This window comes from Nocardiopsis listeri NBRC 13360 (assembly GCF_001570765.1).
Lineage (GTDB): Bacteria > Actinomycetota > Actinomycetes > Streptosporangiales > Streptosporangiaceae > Nocardiopsis > Nocardiopsis listeri.
This window is the reverse complement of record NZ_BCSH01000013.1, coordinates 1-23,527: the sequence shown is the minus strand read 5'-3', so window position 1 is coordinate 23,527 and position 23,527 is coordinate 1. Positions and strand designations below refer to the sequence as shown.

At 68.0% G+C, this 23,527-nt stretch carries 20 protein-coding genes; 10 read left to right on the top strand and 10 right to left on the bottom strand.

Annotated features, from left to right (window positions below):
• Positions 1-103 precede the first annotated feature (103 nt).
• The 4 genes from dnaJ to NLI01S_RS05290 all read left to right on the top strand — a co-directional run bounded on the left by dnaJ (position 104) and on the right by NLI01S_RS05290 (position 5,959).
• Complete coding sequence (gene dnaJ / locus NLI01S_RS05305; RefSeq protein ID WP_067600079.1) at positions 104-1,267, top strand: molecular chaperone DnaJ; 1,164 nt, start codon at positions 104-106, stop codon at positions 1,265-1,267.
• Entirely contained in the window at positions 1,264-1,764 is a 501-nt protein-coding gene (locus tag NLI01S_RS05300) for a heat shock protein transcriptional repressor HspR (protein WP_067600076.1), read from the top strand. Before dnaJ ends, NLI01S_RS05300 begins: the two co-directional genes overlap by 4 nt.
• Before the next feature lie 287 nt (positions 1,765-2,051).
• Positions 2,052-4,658: an ATP-dependent chaperone ClpB gene (gene clpB / locus NLI01S_RS05295; protein ID WP_067600138.1), complete on the top strand. Its 2,607-nt coding sequence runs from the start codon at positions 2,052-2,054 to the stop codon at positions 4,656-4,658.
• Positions 4,659-5,578: 920 nt separating this feature from the next.
• Entirely contained in the window at positions 5,579-5,959 is a 381-nt protein-coding gene (locus NLI01S_RS05290; protein WP_157090963.1) for a hypothetical protein, read from the top strand.
• A gap of 35 nt (positions 5,960-5,994) precedes the next feature.
• Here NLI01S_RS05290 and NLI01S_RS05285 read toward each other — a convergent pair whose 3' ends face one another.
• From NLI01S_RS05285 to NLI01S_RS25070, 5 genes are all read right to left on the bottom strand, one after another.
• Positions 5,995-6,897 (bottom strand): MerR family transcriptional regulator, encoded by a 903-nt coding sequence (locus tag NLI01S_RS05285; RefSeq protein ID WP_067600070.1) that lies wholly within the window; start codon positions 6,895-6,897, stop codon positions 5,995-5,997.
• Between the two features lie 126 nt (positions 6,898-7,023).
• Complete coding sequence (locus tag NLI01S_RS05280; RefSeq protein WP_223809124.1) at positions 7,024-7,449, bottom strand: hypothetical protein; 426 nt, start codon at positions 7,447-7,449, stop codon at positions 7,024-7,026.
• Positions 7,446-7,973 carry an ATP-binding protein gene (locus NLI01S_RS05275; RefSeq protein ID WP_067600067.1) on the bottom strand — a complete coding sequence of 176 codons (528 nt, stop codon included), beginning with the start codon at positions 7,971-7,973 and terminating at the stop codon, positions 7,446-7,448. Before NLI01S_RS05275 ends, NLI01S_RS05280 begins: the two co-directional genes overlap by 4 nt.
• Before the next feature lie 92 nt (positions 7,974-8,065).
• Entirely contained in the window at positions 8,066-8,197 is a 132-nt protein-coding gene (locus NLI01S_RS26550; RefSeq protein WP_263363273.1) for a hypothetical protein, read from the bottom strand.
• A gap of 74 nt (positions 8,198-8,271) precedes the next feature.
• On the bottom strand, positions 8,272-8,529 hold the full coding sequence (locus tag NLI01S_RS25070; protein WP_084392326.1) for a hypothetical protein: 258 nt from the start codon (positions 8,527-8,529) through the stop codon (positions 8,272-8,274).
• A gap of 226 nt (positions 8,530-8,755) precedes the next feature.
• Here NLI01S_RS25070 and NLI01S_RS05270 point away from each other — a divergent pair, with 226 nt between their 5' ends.
• The 3 genes from NLI01S_RS05270 (at position 8,756) to NLI01S_RS05260 (ending at position 10,482) form a co-directional block, all read left to right on the top strand.
• Positions 8,756-9,604, top strand: coding sequence for a helix-turn-helix domain-containing protein (locus NLI01S_RS05270; RefSeq protein WP_067600065.1), 849 nt, complete (start codon positions 8,756-8,758; stop codon positions 9,602-9,604).
• A gap of 13 nt (positions 9,605-9,617) precedes the next feature.
• Positions 9,618-9,803: a DUF397 domain-containing protein gene (locus tag NLI01S_RS05265; RefSeq protein WP_067600062.1), complete on the top strand. Its 186-nt coding sequence runs from the start codon at positions 9,618-9,620 to the stop codon at positions 9,801-9,803.
• Between the two features lie 142 nt (positions 9,804-9,945).
• On the top strand, positions 9,946-10,482 hold the full coding sequence (locus NLI01S_RS05260) for a class IV adenylate cyclase (protein ID WP_067600059.1): 537 nt from the start codon (positions 9,946-9,948) through the stop codon (positions 10,480-10,482).
• Positions 10,483-10,528: 46 nt separating this feature from the next.
• Here NLI01S_RS05260 and NLI01S_RS05255 read toward each other — a convergent pair whose 3' ends face one another.
• The 5 genes from NLI01S_RS05255 to NLI01S_RS05235 all read right to left on the bottom strand — a co-directional run bounded on the left by NLI01S_RS05255 (position 10,529) and on the right by NLI01S_RS05235 (position 15,153).
• Positions 10,529-11,614: a CU044_5270 family protein gene (locus NLI01S_RS05255; protein WP_067600056.1), complete on the bottom strand. Its 1,086-nt coding sequence runs from the start codon at positions 11,612-11,614 to the stop codon at positions 10,529-10,531.
• A complete protein-coding gene (locus NLI01S_RS05250) occupies positions 11,611-12,177 on the bottom strand; it encodes an RNA polymerase sigma factor (RefSeq protein WP_067600132.1) in 567 nt (188 codons plus the stop codon). Before NLI01S_RS05250 ends, NLI01S_RS05255 begins: the two co-directional genes overlap by 4 nt.
• A gap of 210 nt (positions 12,178-12,387) precedes the next feature.
• Entirely contained in the window at positions 12,388-13,371 is a 984-nt protein-coding gene (locus tag NLI01S_RS05245) for an NAD-dependent epimerase/dehydratase family protein (protein ID WP_067600053.1), read from the bottom strand.
• Between the two features lie 33 nt (positions 13,372-13,404).
• Positions 13,405-14,676, bottom strand: a complete 1,272-nt coding sequence (locus tag NLI01S_RS05240) for an RNA polymerase sigma factor (RefSeq protein ID WP_067600051.1) — start codon at positions 14,674-14,676, stop codon at positions 13,405-13,407.
• A gap of 48 nt (positions 14,677-14,724) precedes the next feature.
• Entirely contained in the window at positions 14,725-15,153 is a 429-nt protein-coding gene (locus NLI01S_RS05235) for a YciI family protein (protein WP_067600047.1), read from the bottom strand.
• 310 nt (positions 15,154-15,463) lie between these two features.
• Here NLI01S_RS05235 and NLI01S_RS05230 point away from each other — a divergent pair, with 310 nt between their 5' ends.
• From NLI01S_RS05230 to NLI01S_RS05220, 3 genes are all read left to right on the top strand, one after another.
• Positions 15,464-16,105 (top strand): OB-fold-containig protein, encoded by a 642-nt coding sequence (locus NLI01S_RS05230; RefSeq protein ID WP_067600043.1) that lies wholly within the window; start codon positions 15,464-15,466, stop codon positions 16,103-16,105.
• A 179-nt stretch (positions 16,106-16,284) separates the two neighbouring features.
• A complete protein-coding gene (locus tag NLI01S_RS05225; RefSeq protein WP_067600041.1) occupies positions 16,285-18,330 on the top strand; it encodes an SPFH domain-containing protein in 2,046 nt (681 codons plus the stop codon).
• Between the two features lie 11 nt (positions 18,331-18,341).
• A complete protein-coding gene (locus NLI01S_RS05220; protein WP_067600038.1) occupies positions 18,342-23,396 on the top strand; it encodes a DNA repair ATPase in 5,055 nt (1,684 codons plus the stop codon).
• Positions 23,397-23,527: the final 131 nt, after the last annotated feature.

Sequence of the window (23,527 nt, the reverse complement as noted above, 5' to 3'; positions counted from 1 at the left end):
GGATCGTCGGTCACGGCCACAGGTCGACCCCGGCCCCACACGGCCGGGACCCACGTGGAAACATCGGACGCAACCGGCACCAGCGGGGAGAAGGCACCAGTCGATGAGCACCAAGGACTACCTGGAGAAGGACTACTACAAGGTCCTCGGAGTCTCAAAGACCGCCACCAAGGACGAGATCCGCTCGTCCTACCGCAAGCTGGCTCGGGAGAACCACCCCGACGCCAACCGTGACGACCCGAAGGCGGAGGACCGCTTCAAGGAGATCTCCGAGGCGTACAACGTCCTGTCGGACGAGAAGCGCCGCAAGGAGTACGACGAGGCGCGTTCGATGTTCGGTGGTTCGTACCGGCCCGGTGGTGGCACCGGCCCGGGTGGGTTCGACATGAGCGACATCTTCGGTCAGGGCGGTGGCGGTGGTGGCGCCCCCGGCGGCGAACGGCTGAGCGACCTGTTCGGTGGCCTGTTCGGCAACCGCGGACGTGGGGGTCAGGCGACCCGCAGCCGGCGTGGTTCCGACATCGAGACCGAAACGACACTGAACTTCCGAGAGGCCGCGGACGGGGCGACCCGTTCGTTCCAGCTGACCAGCGACGCGGCGTGTCCCACCTGTAAGGGCACGGGCGCGCGCGCCGGCACGGCCCCTCGAATGTGCCCGAAGTGCTCCGGCACCGGGCACGAGAACACCAACCTGGGCGGCTTCTCTCTGTCCGAGCCGTGCAGCGAGTGCAAGGGACGCGGCCTGGTGGTCGACGACCCCTGCCCCACCTGCTCCGGCAGCGGGCGCGGCAAGAGCACGCGCAGCATCCAGACCCGCATCCCCGGCGGTGTGTCCGACGGGCAGCGGATCCGGCTCAAGGGCAAGGGGGCGCCCGGCGAGAACGGCGGCCCCGCCGGTGACCTGTACGTCGTCGTCCATGTGAAGGATCACCCGGTGTTCGGTAAGAGCGGCGACAACATCACCATCACGGTCCCGGTGTCCTTTCCCGAGGCCGCGCTGGGCGCCGACGTCCGGGTTCCGACCCTGGGCGGTTTCCCGGTGACGGTGAAGGTGCCGCCGGGCACCCAGAACGGGCGCACGCTGCGGGTTCGCGGCAAGGGCGCCACCCGCAAGGACGGCACCATCGGCGACATGCTGGTCACCTTCGAGGTCAAGGTGCCGCAGACACTCAACGACGACGCTCGCGAGGCGTTGGAGAAGTTCCGCGCGGCGACGTCGGACTACGACCCGCGTGACGGACTCGAAGCGCGGGCGAAGGGCGCGTGAATGTCGTGAACGATCCTTCGTTCGGAGTCGACGCCCCGGTCTACGTCATCTCCGTGGCAGCGGAGTTGGCGGGTATGCATCCGCAGACGCTGCGGCAGTACGACCGGCTGGGGCTCGTGTCGCCCGGACGCACTTCCGGGCGGGGCCGTCGCTACTCCATGCGTGACGTGCAGACGTTGCGCGTGGTGCAGCGGCTGTCGCAGGAGGAGGGCATCAACCTCGCCGGGATCAAACGGATCCTGGAGCTGGAGGACGAGGTCGAACAGCTGCGCGAACAGGTGTTCCACCTGGCCAACGAACTCGAGGCGGCGCGCCGGGCGGTGTCCCGGCGCGGCCGTCCGGCCCACCCCGAGGGCGGGTCCCCACGTGGGGAGCTGGTGCGCCGCACCCGCGTGACGATCTTCAACACGGCCGACCCGGAAGAGCGCCCCGAGCGGGGCGGCGGGCTCGGGGGCGACGGTGGCCCCCGCGACACGAGCGGTCCCGACCAGAAGTAGGGGCCGAGCCCTCGGGTTCGGACCGCACGGGCTCCACGCCTACGGCGCGGTGTGGTCGGCCATGCGACATCACCCTTAGGCGGTGTTTGTTTTGGGCCTCCGCTAGCGCTTCGGCCCGTGTTCGGGCGCCTGGAAGTCAGGAACCTTCGGCACCTTTGGTGTGATAGCGGAAAAACGTGCTATCCCACCGCCAGCACCTCCAGAACCCTGACGGCGCCCGAACGGGCAACCCCCGTGGTTCACCAAACAGGACCTAGTGACGCTTCATGAGGATGGAGTCACGGATCATGAACTACAAACTCACCCAGAAGAGCCAGGAGGCTCTGGCCGCCGCCATCCGTCAGGCCACCGCCGACGGCAGCCCCCAGACCGAGCCCCTGCACCTGTTGAACGCCCTGTTGGAGCAGGCGGAGGGCATCACTCGGCCGCTGCTCAAGGAGGTCGGGGTCGACCCGGAGCGGCTCAAGGACAAGGTCGATTCGGCCATCGGCGCCCTGCCCAAGGTGGCGGGTTCGACGGTCGGCTCCCCCAGTTCCTCACGGCAGCTCATCGTCTCCATCAACACGGCCGCGCAGCGGGCCCAGCAGATGGAGGACGAGTTCGTTTCCACCGAGCACCTGTTGGTGGGGTTGGCCGCCGACGGCGGCGAGGCGTCCCGACTACTCAAGGACGCCGGGGCGACCCCGGAGGGCCTCCTGGAGGCCTTCGAGCGGGTCCGCGGCACCGGTCGGGTCACCTCGGAGAACCCCGAGGACACCTACCAGTCCCTGGAGAAGTTCGGTGTCGACCTGACCGAGCGGGCCCGCGAGGGCAAGGTCGATCCGGTCATCGGTCGCGACGGCGAGATCCGTCGGGTCATCCAGGTGCTCAGCCGTCGCACCAAGAACAACCCGGTGCTCATCGGTGAACCCGGCGTGGGCAAGACGGCCGTCGTCGAGGGTCTGGCCCAGCGCATCGTGGCGGGCGACGTTCCGCAGTCCCTGCTCGGCAAGCGCCTGATCAGCCTGGACCTGTCCGCGATGGTGGCGGGCGCCAAGTACCGGGGCGAGTTCGAGGAACGGCTCAAGGCGGTGCTCACGGAGATCAAGGAGTCCGAGGGCCAGGTCATCACGTTCATCGACGAGCTGCACACCATGGTGGGCGCGGGCGCCGCCGAGGGCGCCATGGACGCCGGCAACATGCTCAAGCCCATGTTGGCCCGGGGCGAGCTGCGCATGGTCGGCGCCACCACCCTGGACGAGTACCGGGAGAAGATCGAGAAGGACCCCGCCCTGGAGCGTCGCTTCCAGCAGGTGTTCGTCGGCGAGCCCTCGGCCACCGACACCATCGCGATCCTGCGCGGCCTCAAGGGACGGTACGAGGCGCACCACAAGGTGCAGATCTCCGACTCCGCACTGGTCGCCGCGGCCACCCTGTCGGACCGCTACATCACCGCGCGCTTCCTGCCGGACAAGGCCATCGACCTCATCGACGAAGCGTCGTCCCGGTTGCGCATGGAGATCGACTCCAGCCCGGTGGTGATCGACGAACTGCGCCGCACCGTCGACCGCCTCAAGATGGAGGAGATGGCGCTCGACAAGGAATCGGACGCCGCGAGTCGGCAGCGACTGGAGCGGTTGCGCGCGGACCTGGCCGACAAGCAGGAGCGGCTCAACGGTCTGGTGGCCCGTTGGGAGCAGGAGAAGGCCGGGCTGAACCGGGTCGGTGAGCTCAAGGGCCGGCTGGACGAGATGCGCACCAAGGCCGAGGTGGCCGAGCGCGAGGGCCGCTTCGAGGAGGCCTCCCGGCTGATGTACGGGGACATCCCGCAGCTGGAGAAGCAGGTCGAGGAAGCGTCCAAGGCCGAGGAGAGGGCCGCGGACACCGCCGACGACGACGGCGACTCCATGGTCAAGGACGAGGTGGGCGCCGACGAGGTCGCCGACGTGGTGTCGGCTTGGACCGGGATCCCCGTGGGCCGGCTGATGGAGGGCGAGACCTCCAAGCTGCTGCGCATGGAGGAGGAGCTGGGGCAGCGGCTGATCGGGCAGAAGGACGCCGTGGCCGCCGTGTCGGACGCGGTGCGCCGTGCTCGCGCGGGGATCTCCGACCCCGACCGGCCCACCGGTTCGTTCCTGTTCCTGGGCCCGACCGGTGTCGGCAAGACCGAGCTGGCCAAGGCGCTGGCGGAGTTCCTGTTCGACGACGAGCGCGCGATCGTGCGCATCGACATGAGCGAGTACTCCGAGAAGCACTCGGTGTCGCGCCTGGTGGGCGCTCCTCCCGGCTACGTGGGTTACGAGGAGGGCGGTCAGCTGACCGAGGCGGTGCGGCGGCGTCCGTACACCGTGGTGCTGCTGGACGAGGTGGAAAAGGCCCACCTGGAGGTGTTCGACACCCTGTTGCAGGTGCTGGACGACGGCCGACTGACCGACGGCCAGGGTCGCCAGGTGGACTTCCGCAACACCATCTTGATCCTCACCTCGAACCTGGGGTCGCAGTTCCTGGTGGACCAGTCCCTGGAGGAGGCCACCCGCCGGGAACGTGTGATGGACGTCGTGCGCGCGACGTTCAAGCCGGAGTTCCTCAACCGCCTGGACGACGTGATCATGTTCGACGCGCTGTCCACCGAGGAATTGACCCGGATCGTGGACCTACAGGTGGACAAGCTGGCCCGACGCCTGGCCGAGCGCAGATTCACGTTGAACGTCTCCCAGGGCGCACGCGAGTGGTTGGCGTTGACCGGGTTCGACCCGAACTACGGTGCCCGGCCGCTGCGCCGCCTGGTGCAGTCGTCGATCGGCGACCCGCTCGCCAAGGTGATGCTGTCCGGCGAGCTCACCGAGGGCGACACCGTGAACGTGGACGTCGACCCCGAACGCGACAGCCTGATGGTGACCCCCGCCAAGGCCTGACCGGGTCCGGCCGTCCGGGCCGGTTGGAAAAGCGAACGAAACCACGGTCGGGGCCGTGTCCGAGTGGGCACGGCCCCTTTTCGTGCGCGTGTGAGGTAGGGGCGGGGCAAGAGCGACCACCCAACGCGAATGGTCCGGTTGTTCCGTGCCGGGTTGCCGCGCCATCCCGCGCACGCCTTGCCGTGCAGGTCATCGTGCTTGACCGGGGGGAAGGCCGGGTGACCTTCACCCACTGCCGACGGACCAGGCACGTCATCTTGCCGTTGCGTCGTTGGCCGGCCACGGTCTTCGTGTGGTGGTTCGGCTCGGTCCCATCGCGGGAGGAATCCTCACACTCCGCAAGCTTGTGTCCCAAGGACCAGGACGGCGCCTGATCGATGTGGTGCTTCTTACGCGAGCCGTCCTTGTGCTTACCGATCCTGCGGTCGCAAAATGGGCACATCCTGGGCTTTCCCCGGTCAGTCGTTGATCATGGCAAGCAGCAGCACGCCGCAGAAGATGAAGAACGCCGTGGCCGGCCACGAGGAAAACTGACCCTTGAAATTACGTGCGGTCACAAAACCCTCCAGGGGTAGGGATAGATCTCACCTGGATACCACTGGCCGGTGACAGTCCGCAGCCGATGACCACAACAGGTCACCGCCGAACCAGACGTCTCCGGCGGGGCGCGCCACAAGGGATATCCGAGAGCCTCCACCCGGAACGGATCATCGGGCCACAAGGAAGCCGGTGGTGATTCCGTGACGAACTCGCCTGCGAGTTCGGGCTCGAAGACCCGGCCGCTGAAGACCCGGCCCATCCGGCCGTGACTCGGTCACCCCTCGCGGACATCCGACAGCGCGGGTGTGAATGCGCGAGGCACGCCGGGCACGATGGAAAATGACCCCTCTCGCAGAGCTGTGACGGTCTATCGTCGTTTCATGGCACGCAGGACGAAGTACGTGATAGCGCTCGACGATTTCAGGTCCTTCTTGGAGAAGAACCATGAATTGGGTCGGGTCTGGTACGACACCGACCACGGAACACTCACACTTCGAGCGAGTCCGAAGAGCACTGACAAGGACCGCATCGTCGCCGCAGCGGAACGATTCAGCAAAACGCTGAACACGCTCGGTCTCGAGCACGAGCGCCGGGCCCACTTCTCCGCTCCGATGGAATCGGCCAGGCTCACGGAGATGGCACACGTTCTGCGTGGGGAAGCGATCAAGAAGGCGGTCGAGCTGGTGCCCGAGCTGTGCCCTTCGCCCGCCTTCACCTGGATCTGGTCGGGTGGCCCACGGCCGGCGGACACGCCGACCTGATACGTGGCCGCGGTGAGGGAGTCCTGGGCCGTGTTCTAGGTAGCGGGTGGGTCTTGGGCGGATAGTTCCATGGCCAGTTCCATACAGCGCCATTGGGCCGGGGAAACGTCGTAGGGCATCTTGCCGACGGCTTCGGACACGCTCATGTAGCCGGCTTCCCGCCTTCTAGAGCCGAGGTCGGCCTCGTCCTCGCCATCCTCGGGGTACAAAGCGTCCCAGGCGTCGAAGAGGGCGTCCTCGTCCTCCTCCAGGCCGGATTCCTCGATGACGGCGTGCAGGGCGCTCTCGAAGGCGTGCCACTCTACGGCCACTCGAGCCACCCGTGGATCATCGACGGCGACGCTGTCATCGAGTGCCTCCTCGGCCTCATCGATACGGTCGGAAGCCTCCCGCAGAGCGGGGTACGTGGCCAGGGCGATGAAGCGGCCGGCCCGCACTGCCGCGCCGAGCGGACCGAAGATCCGCTCGGTGACCAGCAGGCTGTCCAGGTCCTCCTGACGCAGGGAACCCTCGGGCAGGCCCTTGAGACGGTCGGTGACGAAGTCGGAGAGCAGCCCCATCCGGCTGCCTTCGGTGCGCATCCGCTGCACGGCGGTCCGTTGCCGCCGCAATTCCGACTCCCGCTCGGCCAGGGTTTCCTCCAACCGCTCCAGGGTGCCCGCGATAACGTCTCCGCTGCCCGCACCGGCGGAATTCGTGCCGGTGGTCAAGGCGTCACGGATGTCGTCCAGGGCGATCCCGGCGTCGGCCATCTTGCGAATCCACAGCAGGCGGATCATGTCCTCGTACCCGTAGCGGCGGCGGTCATCGCCGCCCCGCTCAGGCTCGGGGAGAAGCCCGATCTCGTGGTAATGGCGAATCGCCCGTGGCGTGGTGCCGGCGAAGGCCGCCGCGTCACCGATCTTGACCTGACGGGGTGGCCTGAAGGACGAGTACAAGAGCAGGGACCTTTCTTCAAGGGACCGGTACGTGAGTCCACCAGACCACATGCCGCTACGGAAGGTGCAAACCCATACACACCGCCCCGATCACCGAGTGGCCGGGGCACCGTTGTCGTTCGTCGGCTAGAGCGGGAATCCGCTGGACGGAGAGATCGCCTGACCGATCGCTTCCACGACCCTCTGCCCGAGGAGGAGGGCCGCGCTGACGACCAGGGCGGGCAGCGCCCACCTCCGACGTGGTGCCCGATGACGACCCCGGCGGATGGCGGGAGGTTCGACCGAAGGCTCGATGGGTGCACTGACCCGCCGAGCTTCCCTCTCGGCCTGTTCTCGGCGTTGGCGGGCCACGATCATCCAGTGCGGAAGCTCGCCGTGTTCGAGCATGTAGGCGACCCTGGGGTTGTCCCGCATCTGTCGCAGCAATCGCTCCCGTCGCTCCTGGTCCGATTCCGGCAGGACGTGCCCAGGGCGGGGAAGACCCGGTCGAGAGAATCGGTGGCCTCGGGGCGCGTTCAGCACGGACCGCACCCTGGAGTCGATGGTGGTCAAGACCGGCCACCGCCCAGCGCGAACTCGGCCCAGATGACGGTACCCAGACCGTCGCAGAAGGGGAAGTCCAGGATCGCGCGGGAGCCCCAGCGTTCGGCCAGGTGGTGGATGAGCAGCAGCCCCCGGCCACGTTCGGCCTCCTCCCAATCCTCGGGGGTGCGCTGGTGCGGGATCTGCGGGCCCTTGGGCTCGATGGCGTCGGCGCGGATGCCGTCATCGACGATCCCGACCTGGACGGTGGTGGCGGTGGGCATGTGCAGCGTGCGGGTCACGCGGCCATCGGGGTCCTGTCCCGATCGCGAATGGTCGCACGCGTTCGCGAACATCTCGCCGGCGCAGAGCACGATGTCCTCGCCGGTCTCCTTGGGCAGTCCGGCCAGACGTGCGAGGTCCGCGGCCAGGTCGGAGCGGACCCAGGCGGTCTGGGCCAGGTCGCCGGGGTAGACGCGGGAGGGCCAGCGGCGGCCGGTGAAGGGCGGGGTGGGGGTGTGGATCGGGGCTCGGGTGTGCGGCACAATGGCCATGTCGGCAACTCTTTCCTTGTAGTTGGTGTTTGTCGGCCTGCTCTGGGGGTGTTGGTGCACCCGCCAGAGCTTTTTTCGTGGGCGCCGAGGGTTCAGCGCGTCGCGGTGATGGTGTCCTTGCAGTAGCGACAGGTCGCGGTGGCCGTGTTGCCGCGCTTCACCGGGGGTTGGTCCGGGACGTAGTCGTGTCCGTTGGGATCTGAACAGGTCGTTCGGTTGTCCATCGCGCCTCACCTGGGCGGGGTTCGAGAAGCGGCGGATTCTCAGTGCCCCTGCCCCGGCCGATCCATCGGGGACCTCAAGCACCTACCTCCAGTCGGTGCAGACCCGCTAGGACCGCTTGGAGGACATCCGACGGAGCGGTGTCCAACGGACGACGCGGAACCGGAATCTGTGGTGGGCGGGGCGAGCGCGGCGATCGCACCCCGGCCAGAGTTCGGGGAGCCGAGGCGTAGGCACGCACACGTCCGGCCTTGCGGGGACGTCGGCGACGCACCAGTTCAGCAGCGCGGTAACGCACGTAGGTCAGCTCGGACAGGTTCAGGCAACGCGGCATAGCGCGGCTCCTGGTGCTCAGGTGCTGGGGGAAGCCCAGCCAGGCCGATCAGGTAACTCCATAGTGACCCATCGGAGTCATTTTCTCAATGCCCACTTTAAAATCGGACGCGAGAAGCAAACAAGCGAGGACCATCTACAGTTGGGCTGTGCACTAAATGTCTGATAGGCGAGGAATCAACATAGGATCAGCGCGTCAGCGGTCCACTACGAGGAGCAACGGCACCATGGCTAAAAGCTCGACCTTGCGCCGACGACGGCTCTCTCGACGCCTGCGCGAGCTGAGAGAAGCCGCAGGTCTGACCGCTGCCCATGTCACGACCGAGGCCCGCAGGCGCGGAAAGGGCAAGTGGTCAAGGGGCAAGCTCACCCGGATCGAGAACAACGAGTGGCTCAGGCCCTCCATCGTCGATGTCGAAGCATTGCTCGACATCTACGCGGTCACTGACCCGGCAGACCGCGAGGCCTACGCCACCCTGACCAAGGAAGCCCGCAATACCGGTTGGTGGGTCGGCTACGCCGATGTGCTGGGCAAGGGTGCTTACGTCGGGTTGGAGCTTGAAGCTGCCACGATCCGGACCTACGAGGCACTTGTCATCCCCGGGCTCCTCCAGACGGAGGGATATGCCCACGCGATCACTCGCGGCCATGGCGTCACTGACGAAGCCGACATCGAAAGATACGTTGAGGCTCGCATGGCCCGAAAGCAGATCCTCGCCCCCGGATCCAGCGGCCCACAGGTATGGGCGATCATCGACGAGGCCGCTCTCCGGAAGATCCCCTCGGAGATTCATGAGGAACAGGTTCAACACCTGATCAACGTGCAGCGCCCCACGTTGCGGGTACAGATCCTCCCGGACACAGCGGGGTTGCACCCGGCCACGGCGGGAAGCTTTTCGATCCTGGACTTCCTCGATGACCCACCGGTGGTATATCGAGAAGATGTCATGAGCCAGTTGTTCTATGAGGACCCTGTCGAGATCGCACACTGCGAAATGGTTTACAGGCACGTCCAGGCGGCCGCGCTCAGTGTGCCAGACTCACAAGCGTTCTTGGAGAACATGCTTAACGAGTAGAAGGCACCGGCCAATGCGATCCCAAATCGACCTGATCTTCCGCAAGTCGTCCTACAGCCAGGGGCGTACTGAGAACTGCGTCGAGGTCGCCGATCTCCCTTCCGCGACTGCTGTACGCGACACCCAGAACAGGGAGGCCGGGCACCTGATGTTCCCCTCCAACGAGTGGACGGCGCTCCTACGCGCGAGCGTTCGCTAGGGCGAAAACCGGGTGGGCGGGTCGGCGCGTTCGGCCCGTTCACCCGATTTCCCCAGGTCCCGAAGTCGGCGAACTCCACGTGTTCGCGGGCAAGCGTCGATACGCTCCACACAGCCGAGCGACGAGACGTGAGGGGCCACTGGTGCGGGAGATCGAGACCAAGTACAGGGTGGCGGGCACAGAAGCCCTGTTGGCGGCGTTGGAGTCCGCCGGGCTGATCCTGGAGGACCCGGTCTTCCAGGACGACCAGGCCTACGCACCCGCCGGTTGGACCCCTGACCAGGGAAAGATCGGGTACACCTTCGCCCGATTGCGGACTCAGGACAACACCCACCTGTTGACCACCAAGACTCCGCTCGCGAACGCGATGGAGTGCGCCGAGTACGAGACCGTCGTCGCCGATCGAGAGCAGGCGCACGGCGCGTTGTTGGCCCTGGGATACGAACCCACGGTCCGAATCGTCAAGGAACGGCGCACCGGGCGCTCGGGGACGATCGGTGTGTGTCTCGACGTCGTCGAGGGCGCCGGCACCTTCATGGAGCTGGAACTGGTGGTCGATGACGACCGGGACGGTGAGCGGGCCCAAGCGGAGCTGGACGCCTGGGCGCAGCGGCTCGGTGTGGGCTTGGAGCGCACGAGCGACACCTACGACACCCTTATGCGTCCGGCCACGGCTTGAGGGCCGTACCCGGGCGGGTACGGCCCTCGGTGTCAGAGGCACGGTGTCAGGGACGCGCACCGATCTCTTCGACCCATCCGGTCCAGACGTAGCTGACCTGCTGGGACAGGACGGGGTATTCGAGCCCGTAGTCCTCGATCGGGGTCTCCGGGGCCTCCTCACCCATCAGAGTGGAGTCCTGGTAGAGCAACGCTCCGTCCTCGGCGCTGAAGAGATAGCGGTACTCCAGCACCTGGACACCGGGTTCCTCGACGAGGAACGAGAAGAGCTCACCCTCTCGACCCAACGGATCGGTGGCGGTGCCCAGGTGGCTCGCCTCGGCACGGTCGGCGATGATCCGTTGGACGGCGGCCTGCTCCTCGCCGGACAAGGGCCGGTACTCGTAGAGGCTCGCGAGGGCGTGGAACAGGAAGGAATCAGTCCTCTTGACCTCCTCCGGGTCCTGGCCCAGGCCCATGAGGAGCTCCGCCAGAGCGTCGGGGTCGGTGGGCAGCGCCTCGGGCAGGACCAGGCTGGGGTGAAGCGTCTCCTCGTGGGTCTCACCGACCTGATCCAGGAACCACTCGTGGTCGCCGGCCTCTCCCCCCGTCTCGGTCGGGGGCTGGGGGTTCTGGTCCTCACGTAGCTCACCGTCCAGGCTCTGCCACCGGTCCCACTCGAAGGGGATGAACCCGTATCCGTGGGTCTCCTCCGGGTCCGTGTCACCGGCGTCGGCGTTCACCCGATACATGGTGGTGCCGGTGGAGGCGACGAACCCCACGTCCCCCCGCCCCTGGGGGTCACCGCGTCCGGCCGTGACCTCGGCCAGCTCCAGCAACGGCTCCGTGCCGTCGACCGGTTCCCCACCGACGACCTCCACGGTCTCGGGCGGGGAGGCGTAGGCCACTGGCACCCCGGCCGGGTGGTCGGTGGGCAACAGCGTCGCTCCCACTCCCACGGCCAGGGCAGCGGCGGCGGCACCGGCCACGAGCACGGGGATACGACGCCACAGTGGATTTGTCACGGGGGTGCTCTCCCTCAGTCGGGCGATGGCGTTGCCCCGGGCCCATCGACGGCCCTGGTCGGTGGGAGCGGTGTCCTTGGCCGGATCGCTGTCGTTGAGGGTCGCGCGCAGGCTGGTCAGGTCGTTCATGGCGTCTTCTCCCAGGTGAAGGCCGGTTCGGGCTCGGGCGCCTCATTCAGGTGAGTGGCGAGCCTCTTGCGGGCCCGATGCAGTCGTCCACGGGCGGTGACGTGACTACATCCCACGACCTTGGCCGCCTGGCGGGCATCGAGTCCCTCCCAGGTCACGAGCATCACGAGCTCGCGTTCGATCTCGGTCAACCGCGCCAGGGCCGCCAGGGCCCCGCTTCGGTCGATGACGCGGTCGGCGTGGTCGGCGTGGTCGGCGAGCACGTCGATCCGTCCGGGTTCTCGAGTCAAAGATTGCGCGATCCGGTCCTGTCGCCGGTCGCGGCGCAGGTGGGCCAGGGTGATCCTTCGTGCGCACGCGTACAACCAGGGCAGTTCCTGCTGTGGAACCAGGAGCCTTCGTCGTCGCCAGGCCACGACGAAGGCCTCCGAGGCCACGTCGTCGGCCTGGTCCGCGCCCACCCTGCGCCGGGCGTACCGGTACACATCGTCGTAATGCTTCTCGAACAGGGCGTTGAAGGCGCGTTCGTCGGAGTAAGGGTCTCCGTCCGTGCTGCGTCCCATGGGCATCCCTCCCGTCCTCTCACCTGCTTATGTCGGGACGGGAGGTGTGTGTTCGGTCGCCGGTGCGGATTTTTCCCGGCCGCCGGCCCCCTTCCTCACCGGAGGCCGTTACCGGAGCATCGTCACGCTGAGAAGTGGGTACACGGCCGAGTCGCCCGGGCTCGGATCACCAGGGATCGCTCGCGGCCCGGGAGACAAGGCGCAGGGTGGTCAACCTTCGAGGACGCGAGCTTCGATCTCGGGGTCCAGGCCAAGACGCGGACGATCCGGGCGCTGGGGCGCCTCGCCACCGATGGACCTCAACCACGCCCAGGTATCGGCGACGGTCTCGGTGACCGGGCGACACCTCAACCCCGTGGCCAGGGCCCGGTCGACGTTCCCCTGGTGCAGGGTCTCGTGCATTTCTCCCGGCGGCAGCCAGACCGGAAGGTCCATCCAGGGGCGGATACCGGCCTCCTCGATCACCTGGGGATCGGTCCAGCGCAACTCCGCGTCCGAACCCGTCACCTCCCGGCAGGCCTCCAGGAGTTCCACCATCGTGGCGTGCCCGCTCGGGCTCACCAGGTTGTACGGACCACCCGACCCCTTCTCCACCGCGTCGAGGGCCCAGGCGGCCAGGTCCCGGGCATCGACGTACTGCAAGGGCAGATCACGCGGTCCGGGAGCCAGAACGGGGCCACCGCGAGCGATCCGGTTCAGCCACCAGGGCAGTCGGCCGATGTTCTCGTAGGGCCCCAGGATGAGCCCGGCCCGAACGAACAGCGCCCGGTCACCGAACACCTCCTCGGCGGCCACCTCGCCCCCGCGTTTGGCCCGCGCGTAGTCCTCTCCCTCGTCGGCGGGGGCGGGCTTCACGGTCGGGGCGCTCTCATCCGCACCGGGAGCGCTGGGCATGCCGTGCACGGAACGGCTGGAGACGTACGCGTAGTGGCCGACCCGATCGGCCAGCAGTCGGGCGGTGGCCGCAACGGCTCCCGGGGCATCCGACCAGGTGTCGACGACGGCGTCCCACTCCCCCGTGGCCAGCGTGGTGAGGCCGCCCTCCTCGGTACGGTCTCCGTGCAGCACGCGCGCCCCCACCGGAGCTTCATGCCGTCCTCGGTGGAAGACGGTGACGTCCCACCCTCGGGCGAGCGCGTCCTGCACGATCGCCCGTCCCACGAACTCGGTACCGCCCAGAACCAGAAGTCTCATGCGGACCAGTCTGACCAGAGCGCCCGCCCACCGCTAGATCTCACTGCCCACGGCAGAACGGGCTCGTTCGAGCAAAAGCGCGCGTTCGCTTTCGTTGCGGGTGAGGTCGGCGGCCCGTTCGTACTCGGTTCGGGCCTGCTCACCGCGCCCGAGTCGTTGGAGCAGGTCGGCCCGGACCGCCGGGAGCAGGTGGTAGCCGTCCAGGGCCCCGGAGTCGCGTAGGGCGTCGACGATGCCGAGGGCCACACCGGGTCCGAGCGCCATCGACACGGCCACCGCACGATTCAGTTCGACCACGGGCGACCCGGTGCGCCTGGCCAGCGCCTCGTACAGGACGGTGATCTCGCGCCAGTCGGTGTCCTCGGCGGTACGTGCGGTGGCGTGTTTCGCGGCGATGCCAGCCTGGAGGGAGTAGACGCCCCGTGGACGGGCGGGATCGACGGGGATCGAGCCTTCCAGCGCGACCAGTCCCCGTTGGATGAGCAGCCGGTCCCAACGGGAACGATCCTGTTCGGCGAGGGTCACCGGCGCCCCATCGGCACCGACCCGGGCCCGGAACCGGGAGGCCTGGAGCTCCATGAGCGCGATCAGCCCGTGCACCTCGGGTTCCTTGGGCATCAACCCGGCGATGACCCGTCCCAGGCGCATGGCCTCCTCGCACAGTTCGGGACGCAGCCACCCCTCCCCCGAGGTGGCCGTGTACCCCTCGTTGAACACCAGGTAGAGGACCTCCAGTACGTCGGCGAGGCGGGCGTCACGGTCCGCACCCGAGGGCACCTCGAACGGAACCCGCTTCTGGGCCAGTCGCCGTTTGGCCCGCACGATGCGCTGGGCGACGGTGGATTCGGGAACGAGGAAGGCGCGGGCGATCTCGTCGGTGGTGAGCCCACCGAGCAGGCGGAGGGTGAGCGCGATCCGAGCCTCGGTGGAAAGCACGGGGTGACAGCACACGAACATGAGTTTGAGCAGGTCGTCGCCGTAGTCCTCTTCCAGGACGGCGTCGAACTCCGCTTGCCCGTCGCGGTCGGCGACTTCCCGGCCGAGTTCGGACGTGCGTTCCCGGAAGCGTTCGTCCCGGCGCCAACGGTCGAGGATTCGACGTTTGGCGACGGTGGTCAACCAGGCTCCGGGACTGCGCGGGACGCCCTCGTCCGGCCACTTCTCCAAGGCCGTGACCAGGGCGTCCTGCGCGAATTCCTCGGCCGATCCGACATCGCCGACCATGCGCGTCAAGGTCGCGATCAGGCGAGCCGACTCGATCCGCCAGACCGCCTCCACCTGGCGCGTCACATCCGTGTGATCCACCGCACCATGACAGCACCGGCGGATCGCGTCGGCAAGGGCCGGTCCGGTCTATCCCTCCGTCTGCTCGCGCAGGACGCGCTCTCGTTCCTTGAGCTCCTCGGACATGTTGTCCATGTCCTCCAGCTCTCCGATCCGGCGCAGCTGGAGCTTCATCCGGGTCGGGTCGCCCTTGGGCGGGTGCGGGCAGCGCTTGGCCCACTCCACGGCCTCGGCGTGTGAGGACACCTGGATCACCCAGTACCCGGCGATGAACTCCTTGGCCTCGGTGAAGGGCCCGTCGACGACGGTGGCCTCCCCATCGCGGAAGACGACCTCGGCGCCCTCGGAGGTGGGGGCCAGGCCCTCACCGGCCAGCAGGACTCCGGACTTGGCCATCTCCTCGTTGTAGGCGGCCATCGCCTCGTAGATCTCGGGCTCGGGCTCCTGGGTGCCGGCCTCGGACTCGGGGTCGCTCATGATCGACATCAGGTAACGCATGGTGTTCGCCCTCTTTCGGGTGTCGGGCGGGGTCCCTCCCCCGCTCTCTCACCTGTTCGTCGAACGGGTCGACGCCGGATCGACACCGTCCATCGAAGATTCTCCTGTTTCTTCTTCCTCCCCAGCGCGGTCCGTTCAGCCTGCGCTCACGGAGCGGGGTGCCGGCCACAATCGGTCAACGGGGACCCCGTGGAACGTGCTGAGCAGGGGTGTTCGATAGGGTTTCGGCACGGTTCCGGCGGATACGAACCCTGGTCGCCCTCCCCCGGCACCGGTCGCGGAACCACGAGAACACGGAGGAGTGCGCGGGATGGGTCTGTTCCTGAGTACCGCCTTCGGATTCCCCACCGTCCTGTTCACGCCGATGCTCATCGTCGTCCTCGGCTACTGGATCTTCGTGGTCGTCGGCGCCGCCGACACCGAGACGCTCGACAGCGTGGACGCCGACGGTGACGTCGCCGGGCTCAGCGCGGTCCTGAGCAAGGCGGGCCTGGGAAGGGTTCCGGTGACCGTGGCCCTGACCATGCTGATCTGCGTGGCCTGGTTCGTCAGCATGATGGGAAGCATCGTGACCAGTCTCATCGAGACCACCTCCGCGCCGATGCTGTGGGCCCTGGGGGCGGTCGTCCTGCTCATCGCCCTGATCGCCGCCTGGGCGGTCACCAGTGGTGTGGTGATGGGACTCCAGCGGTTCCTGCCCAAACGCAAGGGCGACTCCAAGCACGAACTGGTCGGCCGCACCTGCCTCATCCGCATCGGTGAGGCCAGTGAGGACTTCGGCCAGGCCGAGATCACCACCGCCGGCGGAGCCGCCATCTCCATCCCGGTGCGCACGACCGGCGGCGAGGTCCTGTCCGTCGGAAGCACCGCCCTCATCTTCGACCACGACGCGGCCGACGACCACTTCCTCGTCACCGCCTTCGACCCCGCTCTGGACCCCGGTCGGCATTGACCTTTTCTCGCCACCCGCGATGAGCAGGGATGATCTTGCACATTTCGGAACCGTTCGCCACGCGGACGCGTCATAACCCCTGACAAGCGACCTCCTCGGGCACGGCCGTCCCGCTCCCGTCCCTTCGCCCGATGCCGCGTGTCCCCCGATCCACGCCGCTCGCAGAAAGAGACCCCTACGTGTTGCTGAGTGCTCCGGCCACCGGACAGGAAGCGGCCGACGCCACCTTCCTGACCATCGGTGTGGCCATCGCCGTCGGAATCGTCGTCCTCCTGGCCCTGCTGCTGATGGTGACCAGGCTGTTCCGCAAGGTGGAACAGGGCAAGGCCCTGATCATCTCCAAGGTGCGGGACGTCCACGTCACCTTCACCGGATCGATCGTCCTCCCGGTCCTGCACAAGGCCGAGGTCATGGACATCTCCCTCAAGAGCCTGGCCCTGGAACGCGGCGGCCGCGAAGGCCTGACCTGCAAGGACAACATCCGCGCCGACATCACGGTGTTCTTCTACGTCCGGGTCAACGAGACCGCCGAGGACGTCAAGAAGGTCGCCAAGGCGATCGGCACCGAACGCGCCAGCGACCAGGACACCCTCCAGGAGCTCTTCAACTCCAAGTTCTCCGAGGCGCTCAAGACCGTCGGCAAGCAGTTCGACTTCGAGGAGCTGTTCACCCACCGCGAGCAGTTCCGCCACGCGATCGTCTCCCTGATCGGCACCGACCTCAACGGCTACATCCTGGAGGACGTGGCCATCGACGAGCTGGAGCAGACCCCGCTGCACCAGCACGACGCCAACAACATCCTGGACGCGCAGGGCATCTCGAAGATCACCGAGCGCACCGCCCGGGAGCACAAGCGCACCAACGAGTTCGAGAACGACCGCAAGAAGGAGATCGACCGCCAGGACACGGAGACCGCCGAGACCCTCGCCGAGCTGGAGAAGCGTCGCGAGGAGGCGGCCGCCAAGGCCAAGCGCGAGATCGAGATCATCCGCGCCAAGGAGGAGTCCGAGACCGCCCGGGTCCAGGCCGAGGAGCGTCTCAAGTCCGAGACCGCCAACATCCGCACCTCCGAGCAGCTCGGCGTCCAGCACCAGAACCAGCAGCGTGAGATCGCGGTCGCCGAGAAGAACCGCGAGCGGGTCATCGCCATCGAGACCGAGCGCATCGAGAAGGACCGCATGCTGGAGGTCATCGGTCGCGAGCGTGAGACCGAGCTGAGCAGCATCGCCAAGGACAAGGAGGTCGAGGCCGAGAAGCGCGAGGTCGCCGACGTCATCCGCGAGCGCGTGGCCGTCGACCGCACCGTCGCCGAGCAGGAAGAGGCGATCAAGAAGCTGCGCGCGGTCGAGGAGGCCGAGCGCGAGCGTCAGGCCATCATCATCCACGCCGAGGCCGAGGCCCAGGAGAACCTGGTCAAGGACATCAAGTCCGCCGAGGCCGCCGAAGCCGCGGCCAAGCACAAGGCGCAGGAGGAACTCACCCTCGCCGAGGCCCGTCAGCAGGCCGCCGAGCTGGACACCCGCGCCAAGATCCGCCTGGCCGAGGGCCTTCAGGCCGAAGCCGCCGCCGCGGGTCTGGCCGAGGTGCAGGTCCGGGAGCAGGACGCCGAGGCCATCGAGAAGCTGGGCCGCGCCGAGGCCGTCGTGGCACGCGAGAAGGCCGACGTCGAAGCCGACGCCGTGGAGAAGAAGCTGCGTGCCGAGGCCGCGGGTCTGACCGACAAGGCCGCGGCGATGGCCGCCCTGGACGAGGTCAGCCGCGAGCACGAGGAGTACCGCCTGCGTCTGGAGGCGGAGAAGGAGGTCCGCCTCGCCGGCATCGACGTCAACCGTCAGATCGCCGAGGCCCAGGCCACGGCCATGGCCGCCGGGCTGGAGAGCGCCGACATCAACATCGTCGGTGGCGACGGCGCCTTCTTCGACCGGATGGTCAACTCGATCGGCATGGGCAAGGCCGTGGACGGGTTCGTCAACGGCTCCGAGACCGTGCAGGCGCTGGGCAACGGCTGGCTGAACGGCGAGGGCAACTTCGCCCAGGACATCAAGAAGGTCCTGGCCGAGGTGGACACCGAGGACGTCAAGAACCTCACGGTCTCCGCGCTGCTGCTCAAGCTGATCGGCGCGGGCGGCCCGGACACCGGCAAGCTGGACCGGCTGCTCGGCACCGCCCGTTCCATGGGGCTGGACCAGCTGCCCGTCAACGCACTCGCCCCCGTGAAGCAGTGAGGTAGTCCTCCGTGACCGAGGCCCAGCCCCGGGGAACACAGCCCCAGGAAGCACGGCTCCAGGAGACCGAAGGCCCCGGGCCCGAAGCCGAGGACGCGCGGTCGCTGGACGCGGGCACCTACGAGGTGCTCCGCGCCCGGCTCCGCGAACAGACCGGCGAACTGGCCCGACGGACCGAGGAGCTCAACAACCGTCGACTGGAGGTGTTCGGCGGCACCGAGCTGGCCCTGCTCGGCACCGAACGCATCCGCACCGAACACAACTGCGTGCCGCGCGACATCATCAGCGTGGGGCGTTCCGTCGGAGACGACGCCGGCGGGAACATGATCCTGTTCGGCTACAACGTCTACATCGGGATGCAGAGCACCACACACGTCTCCGACGTGTTCTCCCTGCACCGGTACGAGCACGGTGACGACTCCTTCGAGTTCACCGACGCGCCCGAGGACGCCATCCCCGGGTTGCTCGCCGACGAGCGTTTCCGGCAGGACTTCGAGCAGCTGTACCGCTACTACCGCGACGCCCGCCTGCTCCGGCTGCGCAGGGTCGAGGATCGGCTGCTGGCCGTCTTCCAGACCGGGCCGAGAACCGAGGACGTCCGCGTCCTGAGGTGGTCGGTCTCACCCGCCGGTGAGATCGCCTACCTCGACGACCGGGGCGAACGCGACCACGTGTTCCCGCCCGCGCACGACTTCGAGTGGGTGGAGGCCACCCGCGAGAACCACGTGCTGGGGCGGCACCCGCACATCTCGATCCGCGACGAGCTGTTCGTGGAGACGGTCGGCGGCGACCTGACCATCAAGATCGAGAACAACACCGAGGTCGGCGAGGGGATCTACAGCGAGCCCGTCGACGAGCCGCTACAGAGCCTGGCCGACGCCTCGGTGTTCCACGCCGAGGCCGGCGCGCTGATCCTGCTGAAGGTCCTGCCCTACAACGAGACCACGTGGCGGTACCTGGTCTTCAACAAGCGGACCAAGGAGGTCGAGCGCCTCGACGGCATCGGCCGTTCCTGCCAGCGGCTGCCCGACGACCAGGGGCTCATCTTCCCGGGTGGTCACTACCTGGCCACCGGGGTGGCGCGGACCTTCGACACCGACGTCACCGACCTGGAGTTCGACCGGATGGTGCGTTCTCCCAACGGTGAGGACGTGCTGTACGTCTTCCACTCCCCAACGGATGGACGCAGCCTGCTGCTGCCCTACAACACCATCCGCAAGGAGGTCGCCAACCCGATCGTCTGTCACGGTCACTCGCTGTTCGACGACGGGACCATGACGGTGTTCCGCGACGGCTCGGGCGAACCCACCCGGGTGCACCCGATGCAGGTGTGGCGGACCCCGTTCGTGTCCGACGTGTACGCCGCGGCCCAGCCGGTGGGCACCGGGCCCCTGGAGCGGATCGGCAACGCCGAACTGGTGCAGGGCATCTCCGAGAGTCTGTCGGTGTCACGGATCGCCGAGGACATGCGGCCCTCCACCGAGGTGTTCGAGGCGATCATCGCCTCCTGCCGCAGGGTGCTGGACCGGTTCCACTGGCTCGGTGACGAGGAACTGGGCGACCTCGCCGCTCCGCTGACCGAGGTACGCGGCACCGCCGAGCGGGTGCTGGACGAGTTCGAGACCGTCCAGTCCCTGACCCGGCAGGCCGCCGAGACCCTCGCGGAGACCGAAGCGAAGGTCACCGCGCTCATCCGTCGATCCAGGGGCGAGACCCCGAGGTCGGCGGAGGGCTGGGTGACCCGTCTGACCGAACTGCGCCGCGCCCAGGGTCAGGCCGCCACGCTGCGCGAGATGCGTTACGTGGACGGCGAGCGGATCGACGTGATCGAGCAGGGCCTCGACGAGGAGATCGCCTCCACCGGCCGGCGCACGGTGTCCTTCCTGGAGCAGGAGGACGCCTTCGACGGCTACCACTCCGAGGTGGAGCGGCTGGTCGAGGACGCCGAGGCGCTGGAGGCGGTCAGCGCCGCCACCGCCGTCGGCGAACGCATCGCCGAGCAGACCGAGGGCCTCCAGGTGGTCACCGAGGTCATCGGTTCGCTCGACATCGGTGACGCCCAGGTGCGCACCCGCATCCTGGAGCGGATCAGCGAGGTCATGGGCGGGGTCAACCGCGCCCGGGCCACACTGGAGTCCCGGCGCAAGGAACTCCTCGCCCTGGAGGGCCGGGCCGAGTTCGCCGCCGAGTTCGCGCTGCTGGGCCAGGCCATCACCGGGGCGATCGCCGCCGCGGACACCCCGGAGCGCTGCGACGAACAGCTCGGCCGGATCATGCTCCAGCTGGAGAACCTGGAGTCGCGCTTCGCGGAGTTCGACGACTTCCTCCAAGAGCTGGCCGACAAACGCGAGGACGTCTACGAGGCGTTCTCCACCCGCAAGCAGTCGCTGGTGGACGCCAGGGCCAGGCGGGCCGACCGCCTGGCGTCCTCGGCCGCCCGCGTCCTGGAGGGGGTGCACCGGCGGGTCTCCGCCCTGACCACGCTGGAGGACGTCAACACCTACTTCGCGTCCGACGCGATGGTGACGCGACTGCGCCGCACCGTCGCGGAGATGCGCGAACTCGGTGACACCGTCCGCGCCGAGGAGCTGGAGGGCCAGATCCTGGCCGCCCGGCAGGAGGCCGGGCGCGCCCTACAGGACCGCAGCGACCTGTTCGAGGGCGGGCCCGGGGGCGAGACGATCCGGTTGGGCAGGCACCGTTTCGCGGTGAACACCCAGCCCATCGATCTCACCCTCACACCGCACGACGGGCACATGTCGGTGGCCATCACCGGCACCGACTTCCGCTCGCCCGTCACCGACGAGGCGTTCCAGGAGACCAGGCACCTGTGGGACCGGCTCTTGGTCTCCGAGAGCCCCGAGGTGTACCGGGCCGAGTACCTGGCCACGTCGATCCTGGCCGCGGCCGAGGAAGGCGCCGAAGGACTGTCCCTGGACGCCCTGCACGACGCGGAACTGCACGCCGAGAACGGCGGCTCGCTGCTGTCGCTGGTGCGCGGGGTCGCGGAGTCGCGTTACGACGAGGGATACGAGCGGGGCGTGCACGACCACGACGCCGCGAAGATCCTGTCGGTGCTGTTGCGGCTGCGCGCCGGGGCCGAGCTGCTGCGCTACCCGGGGCAGGTGCGCGCGGTCGCCCAGCTGTTCTGGGCCAACGGGGCGGACGAGGGACTGCGGCGTTCCTGGCGTACTCGCGCGGTCTCCCTGGCCCGTGCCCGGAGCGTGTTCGGGGCGCGGCGGTCGACGGCGATCGACGCCCTGCGCACCGAACTCGCCGAGGCCGTGGACACCTTCCTCACTGAGACCGGGCTGTACCCCGGCACCGACCTCGAAACGGTGGGCGACTACCTGTTCGAAGAAATGGCCTTGGACGGCCCCAACCGGCGCGGATTCGTCTCCGGTGCGGGTGCGCGCACCCTGTTGGACCGCTTCCACCGGGCTCTGGGCAGTACCCGCGAGACCACCCGTAAGTCCTTCGAGGAGGACCTGCGAGGGCTCGGCGACGACGTGGCCGCACGACACCAGCTCGTCACGGCCTGGTTGGAGGCCTACGCGACCACCCTGGAGGAGCCGGTCGCCCCGGGTGACCTGCCCGAGGCCGTGGCGCTGCAACTCACCACCGTGAACCGGTACGAATCCTCCGCCGCGGTCGAGGAGAAGGTGCCGGGGCTGTTGGGCTCCCACCCGAGGATCGAGGGGCGTTCACTCTCCGTGCGGTTGGACGAGATCCTGCCGCGCACCCGCCGGTTCCGGGCCGTGGACGTGCCCGCCTACCGGGACTTCCAACGGCGCCGCAACGACCTGGTGGGCACCGAACGCGAGCGTTTGCGGCTGGAGGAGTACAAGCCGAAGGTGATGAGCGGGTTCGTGCGCAACCGTCTGTTGGACGAGTCGTACCTGCCGCTGATCGGGGACAACCTCGCCAAACAGTTGGGGGCGGCCGGTGACGACAAGCGCACCGACCAGAGCGGCCTGTTGCTGCTCATCTCCCCGCCCGGATACGGCAAGACCACGCTCATGGAGTACGTGGCCAGCCGGTTGGGGCTGGTGTTCGTCAAGGTGAACGGGCCTTCGCTGGGGCACTCCGTCACCTCGTTGGACCCGGCCGAGGCCCCGGACGCCACCTCCCGCCAGGAGATCGAGAAGATCTCCTTCGCGCTGGAGATGGGCGCCAACACCATGCTCTACCTGGACGACATCCAGCACACCAACCCCGAACTGCTCCAGAAGTTCATCTCGCTGTGCGACGGGCAGCGCCGGATGGAGGGCGTGTGGGAGGGCCGCACCCGTACCTACGACCTGCGTGGGAAACGGTTCGCGGTCTGCATGGCCGGTAACCCCTACACCGAGCAGGGCAAGCGGTTCCGGATCCCGGACATGTTGGCCAACCGTGCCGACGTGTACAACCTGGGCGACGTACTGTCCGGGAAGGAGGAGCTGTTCGCGCTCAGCTACATCGAGAACGCGATCACCTCCAACCCGACCCTGGCGCCGCTGTCCACCCGGGACAGGGAGGACGTGTACACGTTCGTGCGCATGGCTCAGGGGGACGAATCGGTCGGCACCGACCACCTGAAGCACCCGTACTCGGCGGCCGAGGTGGATCGGATCGTGTCGGTGCTCCAGAAGCTGCTGCGGGTGCAGGAAGTGGTGCTGGCCAACAACCAGGCCTACATCGCCTCGGCCGCGCAGTCCGAGGACTCCCGCACCGAACCGCCCTTCCAGCTCCAGGGTTCGTACCGCAACATGAACCGGCTCTCCGAAAAAATCGTGCCGGTCATGAACGACGCCGAGGTGGAGGCCGTCATCGACGACCACTACCTGGGCGAGGCACAGACCCTGACGTCGGGCGCCGAGGCCAACCTGCTGAAGCTCGCCGAGCTGCGCGGCGTGATGACTCAGGAGCAGGAACGACGCTGGGCCGAGGTCAAGGACGGCTTCCGTCGGGGTCGGGCCCTGGGCGGAGCCGACGACGACCCGATGACCAGGGCCATCGGTGCGATGGGCCTGCTCGCCGATCGGGTCGGAGAGATCGGCGCGGCGCTCGACAACAACGACCGCTGACCCCACGGAGGGCCGGCGTCGGGACGGGTCCCGGCGCCGGCCCTCCGGCATCCCTGGAAGGCGCCCCAGCGGTTCGTCTGCCGGCTGTTGGGTTATCCACAGGCAGGGGAGTTCGGGATGGTGGTGGGATT